This window comes from Geodermatophilus obscurus DSM 43160 (assembly GCF_000025345.1).
Taxonomy (GTDB): Bacteria; Actinomycetota; Actinomycetes; order Mycobacteriales; family Geodermatophilaceae; genus Geodermatophilus; species Geodermatophilus obscurus.
Window position 1 is genome coordinate 1,211,462 of sequence record NC_013757.1, and the last position, 14,668, is coordinate 1,226,129.

At 70.3% G+C, this 14,668-nt stretch carries 7 protein-coding genes and 1 pseudogene; all 8 read left to right on the plus strand.

Annotated elements, in window-relative coordinates; translation table 11 throughout:
• Positions 1-132: 132 nt before the first annotated feature.
• Positions 133-834: an ATPase, T2SS/T4P/T4SS family gene (locus GOBS_RS05710; RefSeq protein WP_243697645.1), complete on the plus strand. Its 702-nt coding sequence runs from the start codon at positions 133-135 to the stop codon at positions 832-834.
• Positions 835-846: 12 nt separating this feature from the next.
• Positions 847-2,229, plus strand: coding sequence for a recombinase family protein (locus GOBS_RS05715; RefSeq protein WP_012947351.1), 1,383 nt, complete (start codon positions 847-849; stop codon positions 2,227-2,229).
• Between the two features lie 1,365 nt (positions 2,230-3,594).
• A pseudogene (locus GOBS_RS29475) lies at positions 3,595-3,916 on the plus strand (phosphorothioated DNA-binding restriction endonuclease family protein); the annotation flags it as partial.
• A gap of 467 nt (positions 3,917-4,383) precedes the next feature.
• A complete protein-coding gene (locus tag GOBS_RS05730) occupies positions 4,384-6,444 on the plus strand; it encodes a CHAT domain-containing protein (protein ID WP_041241348.1) in 2,061 nt (686 codons plus the stop codon).
• Positions 6,441-8,264 (plus strand): C25 family cysteine peptidase, encoded by a 1,824-nt coding sequence (locus GOBS_RS05735; RefSeq protein ID WP_208104388.1) that lies wholly within the window; start codon positions 6,441-6,443, stop codon positions 8,262-8,264. The genes GOBS_RS05730 and GOBS_RS05735 overlap by 4 nt, the downstream gene beginning before the upstream one ends.
• A 34-nt stretch (positions 8,265-8,298) precedes the next feature.
• Positions 8,299-9,648, plus strand: coding sequence for a hypothetical protein (locus tag GOBS_RS05740; RefSeq protein ID WP_012947355.1), 1,350 nt, complete (start codon positions 8,299-8,301; stop codon positions 9,646-9,648).
• Positions 9,649-9,662: 14 nt separating this feature from the next.
• Positions 9,663-10,850 (plus strand): SIR2 family protein, encoded by a 1,188-nt coding sequence (locus GOBS_RS05745; protein WP_166487300.1) that lies wholly within the window; start codon positions 9,663-9,665, stop codon positions 10,848-10,850.
• Positions 10,847-14,500 (plus strand): WD40 repeat domain-containing protein, encoded by a 3,654-nt coding sequence (locus GOBS_RS05750; protein WP_012947357.1) that lies wholly within the window; start codon positions 10,847-10,849, stop codon positions 14,498-14,500. The genes GOBS_RS05745 and GOBS_RS05750 overlap by 4 nt, the downstream gene beginning before the upstream one ends.
• The last annotated feature ends 168 nt before the right edge of the window (positions 14,501-14,668 follow it).

The window sequence follows — 14,668 nt, forward strand, 5'->3', positions numbered from 1 at the left end:
CTGTGGACGCCCATGGGCGGAACCTCGGGTCCCCTCCCGCTCGCGGAGCGGGTCACCCGCGCGGGTGGTCGACCGGGCGGCGTCGTCCACAGATCGTGGTGACGGCCGCCTACGGGCCAGCCGGTTCTCCTAGTGTCCGTCGTCGTCCTGATCAGGTTCGACGACGGGGGTGCCGTGCCGACCGCGACCAGTGCGCTGGAGGTCGTCGACGGCGAGGTGCGGGAGCTGATCCGCCGGCGCGGGTTGGACCCGTTCACCGATCCCGGGCCGGTGCGGCTGCTGGTGCGCGACGTGGTGGCCGACTACTCCGAGCGGTCGCTGACCTCGGCGCTGCCGCCGATCGGCGACCCCGAGTCGGTGGTGCGTGACGTGCTGGACCGGGTGGCCGGGTTCGGTCCGCTGCAGCGGTGGCTGGACGACCCGGAGGTCGAGGAGATCTGGGTCAACGAGCCGGGCCGGGTGTTCGTCGCGCGGCGCGGCCGCTCGGAGCTGACGACGACGATCCTGGCGCCCGGTGAGCTGGCCGACCTGGTGGAGCGGATGCTGCGCACCTCGGGGCGGCGGATCGACATGTCGACGCCGTTCGTCGACGCGACGATGCCCGACGGGTCGCGGCTGCACGTGGTCATCCCGGACATCACCCGCCGCCACATGGCGGTCAACATCCGCAAGTTCGTGCTGCAGGCGCACTCGCTGGACGAGCTGGTCGGGCTGGGCACGCTGACCCCGCAGGCGGCGCGGTTCCTCGAGGCCGCCGTCGTCTCCGGGCTCAACGTGCTGATCGCCGGCGGCACCCAGGCCGGCAAGACCACCCTCGTTGTCTGTTCACTGTGACATACTTTCTCGGTGTCGAGCCGAGCGGCCATTTACTGCCGGATCTCTAGCGACCCTCGGGACACCGGCCTGGGAGTTGACCGTCAGCGACAGGAGTGCCGCGACCTGGCGGTGGCTCGCGGTTGGGACATCGTCCGTGTCCACGTCGACAACGACGTGTCTGCCTTCTCAGGAAAGCGCCGGCCCGCATATGAGCGGTTGCTAGCGGACGTGAGCGCTGGGGCCGTGGACGTCGTCCTGGCCTGGCACCCTGACCGACTGCACCGGTCCCCGTTGGAGCTGGAGGAGTTCATCGTCGCGGTAGAGAAGGGCGGGGTCGGGGTTCAGACGGTCACGGCTGGCCAGTGGGACCTGAGCACCGCGACCGGGCGGTTCTTCGCCCGCCAGTTGGGCGGCGTCGCCCGATACGAGAGCGAGCACCGAGGCGAGAGGCTGCGTGCGAAGTTGGACCAGAACGCGGCCCGTGGTGTGACCCACGGCCGAGCGACGTACGGCTGGCGCGCCGAGTACGCCCCTGACAAGACCCGCTGCGACGTCGTTCACGAGGAGGAGGCTGACGTTGTCCGGGGCATCGCCGGCCAGCTCCTCGCGGGGGAGTCTCTTCGGTCCATCACCGCGAACCTCAATGCCCGCGGCGTGCCGTCCCCGCGTGGCGGCCCCTGGCACAAGGGCATGGTCCGACACCTGGTCCTACGCGAGCGCAACGCGGGCCTCCGCGTCCACCGCGGCCAGGTCGTCGGGCAAGGCACTTGGGAGCCGATTCTCGACCCGGGGACCTACGAGCAGGTGCGCGCCGTCCTGGGGGACCCGGCTCGCAAGACGAGCACCGGGACCGCGGCCCAGCATCTCCTCTCGGGGATTGCCCGATGCGGCGTCTGCGGTACCCCCGTCCGGGTCGCATGGAATCGCACCGTCCACTCCTACCGCTGCGCAGGCCGAAGCTGCGTCAGCCGACGGAAGGCCGACGTGGACGAGCTGGTGAGCCGGGTGGTCGTCGCTCGGCTGGCCCGACCGGACGCCGTCGATCTCTTCGCCCCCGACACGTCAGACGTTCGTCGAGCGGCGGCCGAGGAGGTGCAGGTGCTCCGTGCCCGCCTGGACAACGCCGCGGATGACTACGCGGACGGGAAGATTGACGCCCGACAGCTAGAGCGCATCACCGCTCGGCTTCGTCCTGCGGTGGCGACCGCGGAGGCGCGCGCCCGAGCGGTTGACGACGCGCCCCTACTGTCCGGCCTTCTCGGCGTGGCCGACGTAGAGACGGCGTGGAGCTCCCTGAGCCTGAGCCGACGGCGAGCCGTCGTTGAGGCGCTCATGGCCGTGACCATCCTGCCGACACGCCAGGGGGTGCGGACCTTCGATCCCTCCACGGTGCGGATTGAATGGAAGGCGTGACTCGCGACGACAGGAGCAGACGGCTTCCCTGTGCCCCGACCGAGGGCAGGCTGCCAATAACCCCGGTCTACATCGGCGGCGATGCCGGTGGGGGCGTGAGCTGATCAGACGCGGGTCCGCGGAGCAGCAGAGCTAGCTCGTCGCGCTGTTCGCTGGTCAGAGGCGGCGCCGCGTCGACAACTCGGCGGACGTGATCCTCAAGATGCTCCGCCAGCCGAACTTCGGCCAGGGAGCGGTAGGCAGCTTGGAGTCCGAGTGAGCCGCTGGTCACCACGCCCGGAGCTGACTGCGCCTCGCCCACGTCGTCTCCCTCTACGGCCACCGCTTGGGCAGGTCGAGGTTGGAGCTGGACGCGCGGCCCCTGCGCGCTCCGTCCCGACTGTCGGCGATGACGATGGGGGAGTTAGCTCCTGTTCTTCTGCTGTTCCGTCGCAGGAGGCTGCTGACGCCGTTCTGGCTTCTCCGGCTGACGCTCCGCAACATCAGGGGTTGACCTACTGGAGGTTGGCTGGAGGAAAACAGGAGGACAACCGGAGCTTGCCGCCCGCGGCCCGCTCCCAGGGCTGGCCGTAGCGGCCGCCCTTCGCCCAGAGCCGACCCGGCTTCGGTGAGGTCACCGCAGGTTCAGAGCGTGTTCTCCGCGACTCCTGTCCCGGACGTACGGGCGTCTGTCGTAGGCGTCGAGAACGCTGCGCAGCGCCGGGGCGAGGGCAGGTAGGTCGCGGTCGTAGACGCGACCATCGTCCAGTTGGCGGGCGAGCTCGCCGAGCAGGGTGGCCCAGGCCCTGCGGGTCGGCGTTGCGGGGACACGGACCTCCACTTGACGCTCAATGACGTGTACGGCCGAGCGGCCGGACGCCGCGGCGCGTGCCTGTTCCCAGGCTCGCTGCCGGCACGATGCTGAGCACCACTTGGGGATGCGCCCGCGGGCCTTTACGCAGACCGGTCCTTCACACCAGGCGCAGGTGGTCGCGGACGCGCGGCGGTCAGCGGCCTCAGGCAACCTCGAGGTCGGTGAGACGGCGCCATCGCTGGCTTCACTCGGCTGGGTTGCCGCAGATGGCTGCGGCTCCTGAGCGCGCTTTCGGGCCCGCTGATTATTAGTCGGCTGTCTCGCCACGCCTCCACAGTATTCATCACGACGGAACATCGCACCCTGAGTGCATGAGGTGTGATGGCTCGTAATCTTGATATCTCCAGCAGGTCGTTGAGGGCGCCGGGCGCGGAGAGGTTGGGCGAGTCGTCTCAGGAAGGAGCCTCGGCGCTGAAGGGCTCGAAGGAAGTGGCTGACTCCCGGGTCCGGGGCGCATGACGGTGTAAAGGGGAGTCGTCGGCGGGCTTCACCGCCGTTCGCATCGACCCGTCCTGCGCGCGCCGCACAAGCCGCTGCTCCTGCTGTGGATGCTCGGACGCGTCCAAGCCGGCCGCCCTGGTCCGGTCACCTTCGCCGAGCTGGAGGAGCCCGTCCGGGGGCTGCTGCGCGACTTCGGCTTACCGCCGGCCAGCTATCACCTGAAGTTCCCGCTCCACCACCTGACCAGCGACGGGCTGTGGACCATCACCGACGCCGCCGACGCCACCGACGCCACCGGCGCCGACGCCGGCCCGCTGGACACCTCCGTGACCAAGCTGCGCCGCCGGAGCGATGGGCCAGCGGGAGCCGACCTTCGAGGACGCGCTGATCGCCGCCCGCACCGGCCTGGCGCCCGACGCGAGGCCAAGCTCGCCGTCTTCGACTACCTCGAAACCTTCAACAACCCGCGTCGGTGCCACTCGGCTCTCGGCCAGATCGCCCCGACGACGTTCGAAGCACAGCACACTGCCACCACCGCGGCCTGAACCTCAGACCGTAAAGCGAGGCATCCGCGCCAGCGGGTCATTCCGGGGACGGCATGCTGGCCGAGCTACGCCGGCGGCTGCGCACCGAGCAGGGCACGCTGGTGTGCAGGCGCTGTACGGGTTGGACGGGATGAGGCCGCATCCCCTCGAGAGGGGTGACGGGGTGATGACGCTTCGGTGACGCACGCCCGGTCACACTCCTCGGATTCGTTTATACCCGGTAGGCGCTATTAGCCAACGATGGCCGAAGTTGCCGAAGTATGCTCTCCCGCCTCAACGGGATCCGACTGGCGGCCAGCAGGGCAGGTGGGACCGGTGGCTTCGAAGGACGCAGAACTGGAGATCGGCCTCCAATGGAGGCCTCATGACCAGCGATTCAACGCCAGCCTCGCCTTCGACGGGCCGGCTGACCAAGAGCCACGGCGCCAGCTGGTGGACCAGCCGGTGTACGTGGACCTGCCGCGTCTCAGGCAACTGACTGCGAACGCCGAGCAGTACGGCACTGCGCTCACCGAAATGCTATTCGCCGTCGAGGAGATCGGGGACTTCTACCGGCTGGCTCGCACCGCCGCAGGAGCTGACGACACTCCCATCCACCTCCGGCTGCTGGTCGACCCCAGCGCGCCCAACGACTATCACCGGGTGCGATGGGAGCTGCTGCGGGACCCGGAGGACGGTGCGCCCGTTGCCACCCGGCGCAACGTCATGTTCTCCCGCTACCTGAGCAGCTCCGACTGGACGCTGAGCACATCGCCGCCCAAACATGACCTGCGTGCCCTCGTGGTGATCGCCAACCCCAGCAACCTAGCGGACTACACTCCGCGGGGCCGGTCCCTCGCCCCGGTAAACGTGCTGGCCGAGCGTCAGAGCGCCGTCATCGCGCTCGGGCCGAGTATTTCTGTCACGGTGCTCGACTCCGGCGGCGCGGCGACCCTTGACCGCATTACCGACGCCCTGGCCGACGGGATCGACCTGCTGTATCTGGTCTGCCATGGCACCCTCGCCGACGGCGACACGCGGCTGTGGCTCGAGGCTCCCGACGGCACGGCGGCGGTGGTCGACGGCCAGCAGTTGGTGGACCGGCTCAACGGGCTCACCCGCCGGCCCACGCTGGCCGTCCTCTGCTCGTGCCAGTCCGCCGGCACCGAGCCCGCCACCGAGGACGGCGGTGTGTTCGCCGCCCTTGGCCCCCGGCTGGCCGCTTCCGGTGTGCCAGCCGTGGTAGCCATGCAAGGCAACGTCACGATGACGACGGCGGCTAGCTTCTTCCCGGCGTTCTTCGAGGAGCTGGCCGCGCACGGCGTCGTGGACCGGGCCATGGCCGTCGCCCGCAGCCGGATCGAGGGCCGGCAAGACTGGTGGGCACCGGTCCTCTTCTCCCGTCTTAAGCGGGGCCGCACCTGGTATCTACCGGGGTTCGCCGAGGCCGGCAGCTATCTTTGGAACGCCGTGATAAGCGCCGTTGAGAGCCGCACCTTTACGCCGATCCTCGGCCCCGGCCTGGCCGCGCAGATTATCGGCTCCAGGCGGGAGATCGCCCGCCGGTGGGTGGACCGCTGGATGATGCCTATCGCCCCGGCCAACCGCGAGGACCTGCCGAAGGTCGCCCAGTACCTGCGCACTCGCACTGCGGAGCAGGTGCCGGCCAACGACCTGCGCAATTACCTAATGACAGACTTTCGGCAGCGGTACGCCGACCGGGTGCCCGAGGCGCTGCTGCAGGGCTCGCAGCCGGAGAAGGTTATCGCCGAGCTGGGCGCGCAGACCCGGCGGACCGACCTCGACGACCCCTATGTCCGCGTCGCTGCGCTGCCCGCGCCCATCTACGTGACCACCACCTGGAACTCTCTGCTGGAGGACGCCCTCGTCGACGCCGGCCGCCCCCCCGTCGTCGGTAGCTTCGACTGGAATGACGCTCCGGTCTCCGACCTTTCTGAGGAGCTGCACGAGAAACCCACCGTGGAGCGGCCGCTGGTCTATCACCTGTTCGGCCGGATCGAGGAGCCCGAGTCTCTGGTGCTCACCGAGGACGACCACTTCGCCTGGCTGATGGCCTGGATCGACCGGCGGCAGAACCTGCCGGCGAGCGTGCGTCATGCCCTCACTCGGAAGTCACTAATGTTCCTCGGCTACCGCCTCGACGACCTCGACTTTCGTGTGCTCTTCCAGAGCCTGCAGAGCTTCGGCGGGTCGGGACAGCTTCGGCGGTGGCAGCACATCGGCGTCCAGCTCAGCCCGGCAAGCCCGATGATTGAGCCGGAGGCTGCCCAGGAATACCTCGAGTCCTACTTCGGAGAGCGCAAGGTCGGCATCTACTGGGGGGAAACCCGCCGGTTCCTGCAGGAGCTCGGCCAGCGCATGCAGGTGCCCCAGTGACCGCCCTCCGGGGGCTGTGGACCCGCCGCCCCGGGCTGTCCAACCCCTACGTCGGCCCTCGCGCCTTCGGCTCCGACGACCGTCTGTACGGCCGTGACCGCGAGACCCGTGAGCTGTTCGACCTGCTGATCGCCGAGCGCATTGTTTGCTGTACGCGCCATCCGGCGCTGCCCACCCCGGTCGAGCAGCACTTCCTTGCCAAGTCGAAGGAAGTGTGGGTGGGGGGAGAAATGGCGGCAGGCCACACAGGTCGTAGTCCGCCTCGCGGTCATCGCCGGCGTCCTCCTGCTAGCCCTGATTGTCTGCATCGTCTTGCTGACCCGCCGCGTCGGAAGGAAACGGCCATGACTCATGACAGCCCCCTCGCCGCGCACGACGAGAACCCGGCCACCACAGACAGCGAGCTGGTGTTCAATGGCGTGGACGGCACCACCGGTGGCTACTTGTTCCCGCCCACCCCCGCAGCCTCACTGGCGGCTCTTGTGCGTGGGGAGCAGCTCGCCGGGGACGCCGTCGACGAGCTGCAGTCGCGCAGCGCGGCGGACGAGGCCGACTTCGGCATCGCCTTCGGCCACGACCCCGAGGACCTGGCGCAGTCCGGTTGGGGGCTGGTTGCGCCGGTTGGCCTGGCGCCCGACGTGCTGGAGGCGCTCACCCCGCTGCGCGAACTCCGCCGAAGGCAGGCAGGAGACCTTTACCGGGAGTTCCTCGGCGATTACGGAGTTCAGCCGGGGGAGGGCAAGCAGCAGTGGTTGGCCCGCCACGGGATGGGACCCAGCCCTGCCAACCCCGCGAAGGTGCCGTACTACCTGCTCCTGGTCGGTGATCCGGAGGCCATCCCGTACCGCTTCCAATACCAGCTCGACGTCCAGTACGCGGTCGGGCGAGTCGCCTTCAACACCGCCGAAGAGTACGACAACTACGCCCGGACGGTCGTGCAGCGCGAGTCCACCATGGCTAGTGGGCCGCGCAGCGTCGCGCTGTTCGGCCCCCAAAACCTGGCAGACCGGTCCACTAATCTTAGCCGCCGCCTGCTCGTCGAGCCCCTGGCCGAAGAGCTGATCGCCGCGCGTGAGCGTTTTCCGAAGCTGGCCGATCTGCGGGTCGGGTCGGCTGTGGCCGACAAGGCCACCAAGGCCCAGCTGCTCGACCTCCTCACTAGCGATAGTGCCCCCGAGGTGCTGTTCACCGCCGGCCACGGTGTCGGTTTCCCCGCCCAGGACACCCGGCAGCGGGAAGCGCAGGGCGCACTGATTTGCCAGGAGTGGCCGGGTCCCCTGCTGTCGGCCGGCGCCATGACCGACGACTATTACCTCTCTGCTGCTGACATCGACCTGACGACGTTGGTACGCCCTGCCGTCGTCTTCAGCTTCGCCTGCTTCGGCGGCGGCACCCCGGTGGAGAATGACTTCGCACACCAGGGCACGGGACCGGCGGCCATGGCGGCGCGCCCGTTCGTGGCCCGCCTGCCGCAGCGGCTGCTCGGCTCACCAGCCGGCGGTGCACTCGCCTTCCTCGGGCACGTCGAGCGCGCCTGGGGCTGCTCATTCACCTGGCCAGGAGCGGGTGCGCAGCGCGTGGTCTTCCACAGCGCCCTCCTCGCCGTGCTCAGCGGCTGGCGGGTGGGACACGCGATGGAGTTCTTCGACGAGCGGTACGCCGAGCTGTCGGCCGACCTAAACGAGACGCTCGAAGGAGTCCGCAAGGACGGCCGCAATGTGCCCGACAGCGAACTGGCCGGCGCCTGGACGGCCAACAACGATGCCCGCAGCTACGTCGTGGTCGGCGACCCGGCCGCGCGCCTGCCGGTCGCGCCTTGATCCGCCCACCGACTGCCCGAGCGGAGGCAGCGCCATGCCGCGAGAGATAGTCCCCGGCACCGACTTCGACTACTTCCTCGTCGCCTTCGACGCCGAGGGGCGGGAACGACGAGAGGACGGCCGGTTGCTCACCGAGCAAGTGCTGAAGGAGGTCGAGCGGCGGAGGGCCACCGACGTGGTCCTGCTCAGCCACGGGTGGAACGGCGACGTCCCTGCGGTCCGACACCAGTACGCGCGCTGGCTGACCACCATGCTGGGCTGCGAGGCCGACCAGGCTGCGATGCGTGACCTCGTCCCCGATTACCGGCCGCTCGTAATCGGACTGCACTGGCCCAGCAGGGCGTGGGGTGACGAGGGGCTCGACGGGTCCGGCTCCTTCACCGCCGCGTCACGGGGGGACGACGAGCCACCCGCTGCGCCGGTGACAGTCGGCGACGTCGTTGAGCGCTACCTCGACCGGCTGGCCGAGAGCGAGGTCGCCCGCGCGGCACTGCGGACAATTGTAACCGCGGCACTCGAAGACATCTCCCCGCCGACGCTGCCGCCAGAGGTGCGCGAGGCATACCAGGTGCTGGACGCCGAGGTTGGGCTGGCCGCGGAGGGGGAGGGGGCCGACCCCGCCGCCGACCGTGTGCCGTTCGACGCCGAACAGGCATATCAGGCGGCACGTTCGGAGGAAGAGGATTTTGAGTTCGGCCGGGCTGCGCTGGGGGGCGTCCTTGCGCCACTGCGAATGCTCACGTTCTGGCAGATGAAGCGTCGAGCCCGCGACTTCGGTAGGACCGGCGCGCATGACCTCCTCCGCGCGCTGCAGAAACTGGATTTCGACGGTCGGCGCCTGCGGCTGCACCTCATGGGGCACAGCTTTGGCTGCATCGTGACATCCGCCGCCGTCACCGGCCCGCCAGGCGGCCAGCCCGTGCGGCCGGTGGACTCTCTGGTGTTGGTGCAGGGCGCGCTGTCACTATGGTCGTATTGCTCAAGTATCCCGCATCGACCTGACCGACGGGGCTACTTCTCCCGGCTGGTGGCAGATGAGCTTGTGGCTGGTCCGGTGGTGGTCACCACCTCGGAGCGAGACCGAGCGGTGGGTTCCTTCTACCCGATCGGCGCCGGGCTACGCCGCCAGATCGACTTCGGAACTGAGCTTCCCGAGTACGGGGGGCTAGGCAGCTTTGGGATGCGGGGTCCCGGTCCGCGCATCGAGGACCTCCCGATGGCGGACGCCGCCGATGACTACCGGTTCCGGAGCGGCACGGTCTACAACCTTGAGAGCAGCCACGTCATCCGGGAAGGCGGGGGCGCGTCAGGCGCGCACAGCGACATCAACCGCCCGGAGGTCGCCCACGCGGTGTGGCAGGCGATGGCCTGCACAGCCCGCTGACGACGGCGAGGGGCGTGCCCGCCGTGGTGACGATGCAGGGGAACATCACCATGACCACCGCCGCAGTATTAACCCAGGCCTTCTTCCAGAGCCCAGTCAAGCACGGGCTTGTGAACCGAGTGACCGTGGTCGTCCGGGCGGCCGTGCAGAACCGGCCGGACTGGTCGGTGCCCGCGCTGTTCATGCGGCTGAGGAGCGGACGGCTGTGGTACCGGCCCGGAACCGCTCCCGGCGGGGAGCGGTTCGACAAGTGGCCGTCGCTGGTCATCGACCTGCAGGTCGGAATGTGCACCCCGGTGGTCGGGGTCGGCATCACCGAGGCGCTGCTGGGCACCCGCCAGGACATCGCCACGGATTGGGCCCAGAGCTACCGCTACCCCATGGCACCGCACAACCGGGACAGCCTGCCCCAGGTGGCCCAGTACCTGTCGGTCAACCAGAACCGGCGCTTCCCCTGCCTGAAGTACATGAGCCATCTGCGCCGTACACTCGTGGAGCGGTACCGCGAGGACCTGCCCGCGGACCTGCTCGACGAGGACGCCTCCCTCGAGGACCTCCTCGCCGCGGCCTGGGAGGCGCAGCACCGGCGCGAGGAGGTCGAACCCTTCTCGGTGCTGGCCCAGCTGCCGGCGCCGGTCTACATCACCACCCTGAATTCCCGCCTGCTGGCCAACGCCCCGCGCGACGCCAGCCGCAGACCGGAGGTGGAGCTCTGCCGCTGGCACGAGGACGCCGACTGGCCCGAGTCGGTCTTCGATCGCGAACTGGACTACCGGCCCACCCCCGAGCGTCCGCTGATCTACCACCTGCTGGGGACCTTCGACGAGCCCGAGTCCCTGGTGCTGACCGAGGATGACCACTTCAACTTCCTCATCGGCGTCACCCGCAACCAGGACCTCGTGCCGGCGGTGGTGCGCTGGCGGCTGTCGGACTCTGCGCAAATGTTCCTGAGGTCTCGCCTGGATGAGTGGGACTTCCGCGTCCTGTACCGCAGCCTGATGAACTCCGAGGGGGGACGGCGGCGAGCCCAGTACACGCATGTGGCCGTTCAGCTCGATCCCGAGGAGGGGGCCACGGTCGACGCGGGGCGTGCCTGGAGGTGCCTGAAGACCTACTTCAGCAATGCGCGCGTGTCCCTGTACTGGGGCAGCACGGAGCACTTCGCCAAGGATCCGCAGGACGCCTGGGGTGCCCGGCGATGACCGCCACCGACACGCCCTCGCGGGTCGGCAACCCCTACGTCGGCCCGACCTCCTTCCGTCTTGGCGACGCTCTCTATGGACGGGACCGCGAGCGCGAGGAACTGGTCGACCTGCTCGAAGCTGAACGGATCGTCCTGATTTACTCGCCCTCCGGCGCCGGGAAGACGTCGCTGATCGAGGCCGCCCTGGTTCCGGCCCTGCGGGACGACGGATTCGAGGTGCTGCCGGTCATCCGGGTCACCCACCCGCTGGAATCCCGGCCCGGAGCTCCCACGCCCCGCAACCGCTACGTGATGAGCGCACTGCTGTCCCTCGAGGAAGGCCTGCCGCCGGAGCGACAACGACCGGTCGCAGAGCTGGCGACCCTGACGCTGCGCGAGTACCTGGCGGTCCGCGCCGACCGGGACGGCCGTCCAGGCAACGAGGTGTTCATCTTCGACCAGTTCGAGGAGGTGCTCACCGCCGACCCCACCGACGAGCCGGCCAAGCACGCGTTCTTCAAGGAGCTCGGCCAGACGCTGCGCGACCAGGACTACTGGGCGCTGTTCTTGATGCGGGAGGACTTCCTCGCCGCCCTGGACCCCTACCTGCGGCATGTCCCAACGCGGCTGCGGACGAGGTTCCGGCTGGACCTGCTCTCCGCGGACCAGGCACTCGAGGCGATCCGCCGACCGGCGGAGCGGGCCGGCGTCGACTTCACCGAGGAGGCCGCCCGGCAGCTGGTCGACGACCTGCGCACCGTGCGGGTGCAGCGGCCGGACGGGGTCACCGAGGTGCTCGGCTCCTACGTCGAGCCGGTCCAGCTGCAGGTCACCTGCCACCTGCTGTGGTCGATGCTGCCACCTGGTGCCTCGGAGATCACCCGTGCCGACGTCGAGGCCCTGGGGCGGGTGGACCAGGCGCTGGCCGGCTACTACGCCGAGCGGGTCCGCGCGGCCGCGGAGCGCACCGGGGTACCCGAGCGAGCCATCCGGGAGTGGTTCGAGGAGCGGCTCATCACCCCGCAGGGGCTGCGCAGCCAGGTGCTCGAGGGACCCGCGCCCTCCGGGGAGGGCGGGTACCGCCTGCTGGGCGAGCTGCTCGACGCCCACCTCGTCCGCGCGGAGACCCGCCGGCAGGCCACCTGGTACGAGCTGGCCCACGACCGGCTGATCGAACCCGTCCAACGGGACAACGCCGCCTGGCTCGCCCAGCACCTGTCCCCCGTGGAGCGGGCGGCCACGCTGTGGGAGCAAGAGTGCAGGCCGGACCGCCTGCTGCTGCTCGGCGCTGACCTCGCCGCCGCGGAGGAGGACGACGCAGTCCGGGCCGGCAAGCTCACGCACCGGCAGCGAGAGTTTCTCGAGGCGTCGCGGCGAGCAGCGGAGCGGAGCGCCCGCCGCCGCCTGCGTCGCGCGAGCTTGATTGCGGCAACCATGGCCCTGCTCCTGATCTCTGCCTTGGTGCTCGGCGTCATCGCCTGGAGGAACGCCGCAAATGCCCGGGCGGCGTCCGCTTTGGCCTCGGCGCGGGAGCTGGCAGCCGGTGCGGACCGGCTGGTCAGCACGCGCCCGGACCTGGCCATCCTGCTGGGCCTGCAGAGCCTAAGTCTCGCGGGCGACCAGGACCGGTCCCCTCCCGCCGGACTGATAACCGCACTCTCCCAGCTCACCCACCGCACTGCGTGGGTGTCCGACGGCCACGACGGGGCGGTGTTCGGCGTGGCGTTCAGCCCGGACGGTGCTGTGCTGGCCGGCGCCGGCGCCGACGGAACGGTGCGGCTGTGGGATGCCGCCACCGGCCGAGCGCGCGGCGCGCCGCTGACCGGCCACACCGACGCGGTGACCGCGGTGGCGTTCAGCCCGGACGGTGCTGTGCTGGCCAGCGCTGGCGCCGACGGGACGGTGCGGCTGTGGGACCCCGCCACCGGTCGGCCGCGCGGCGCGCCGCTAGCCGGCCACACCGACGCCGTCAACGCCGTGGCGTTCAACCCGGACGGGACCCTGCTCGTCAGCGCTGGAACCGACCGGACGATCCGGTTGTGGGACACAGCGACCGGCCGAGGGCGCGGCGAGCTGGCCGGTGTGGCCGGCCACGCTGGTGCGGTCAACGCGGTGGCGTTCAGCCCCGACGGGTCTCTGCTGGCCAGCGCCGGCGCCGACGGGACGGTGCGGCTGTGGGACCCCGCCACCGGGGGACCGCACGGCGCGCCGCTGGCCGGTCAAGCGGGTCACGTCGGCGCGGTGAACGCCGTGGCGTTCAGCCCCGCCCCCGACGGCTCCCTGCTGGCCACCGCCGGCGCCGACCGGACGGTGCGGCTGTGGAATCCGGCCACCGGCCAGCCGCGCGGTGTGCCGCTGGAAGGTCACGTCGGCGCGGTGAACGGCGTGGCGTTCAGCCCCGACGGCACCCTGCTGGCCACCGCCGGCGCCGACGCGACGGTGCGGCTGTGGAATCCGGCCACCGGCCGGCCGCGCGGCGGTCCGCTGGCCGGCCACGACGGCGCGGTGACCGCCGTAGCGTTCAGCCCCGACGGGGCCTCATTGGGCAGCGCCGGCACCGACCAAACGGCGCGAATCTGGGAGGTCGCCGACACCTATTCCGTCAGCCGGCGGCTGGCCGGTGACCCCGGCCTGGTCTACGAGGTGGCATTCAGCCCGGACGGCGCGCTGCTAAGCACCGCCGGTCGCAACGGGAGGGTGCGGCTGTGGGATCCCGTCACGGGTGAGCCGCGGGGCGCGCCGCTGTTCGGCCACAGCGGCGCGGTGAACGGCGTGGCGTTCAGCCCCGACGGCACCCTGCTGGCCAGCGCCAGCGTCGACGAGATGGCGTTGTTGTGGGACCCCGCCACCGGCCGGCCGCAGGGTGCGCTGCTGACCACCCACGGCGGCCCGGTGAACGCCGTGGCGTTCAGCCCCGATGGCACGCCGCTAGCCACCGCGAGTGAGGACGGAACGGTGCAGTTGTGGGATGCCGCCACGGGCGAGCCGCAGGGTGCGCCGCTGACCGGGCACACCGACGCGGTGAACGGCGTGGCGTTCAGCCCCGACGGCACCCTGCTGGCCAGCGCCGGCTCCGACCGGACGGTGCGGCTGTGGAATCCGGCCACCGGCCGGCCCCACCGCGAGCCGCTGGGCGGTCACGTCGGCGCGGTGAACGGCGTGGCGTTCAGCCCCGACGGCACGCTGCTGGCGACCGCCGGCGCCGACGGAACGGTGCGGCTGTGGAATCCGGCCACCGGCCGGCCCCACCGCGAGCCGCTGACCGGCCACACCGACGCGGTGAACGCGGTGGCGTTCAGCCCCGACGGGACCCTGCTGGTCAGCGCCGGCGCCGACGGAACGACGTTGTTGTGGGACCCTGCCACCGGCCAGCCGTACGGCGAGCCGCTCGAAGGTAACAGCGGCGTGGTCTGGAGTGCGGCGTTCAGCCTCGACGGGCGCCTACTGGCCACCACCACCGATAAGACGTTGCAGCTGTGGGACCTGAGCTGGTGGGAGGAGCCGCCCTCTGCCTGGGCTGAGGCCGGCTGCAGGCTGGTCAACCGCAACTTGTCCGCAGACGAATGGAACCAGTTCGCCGGGGATCTGCCGTACCAGCGGACCTGCCCGGGACTACCTTCCGGGGAGCGTGCACCGAGCAATGCCATCGCAGCCGACTACTCACCGTGATTGGCCTCAGGGACCCAGCTGAGCTTGGCTTGAGCCGCTCGTCGCGGACCGCCCGATCCGATGACGGCCGGGTCCGCGCGGCGTAGTAGATACTCGGAGCGATCCCGGCGCCCGCCTCGGTGAGCGCACGGCAGATCGGCTCGACTCCGCACTCCTGCCGATGCTGGT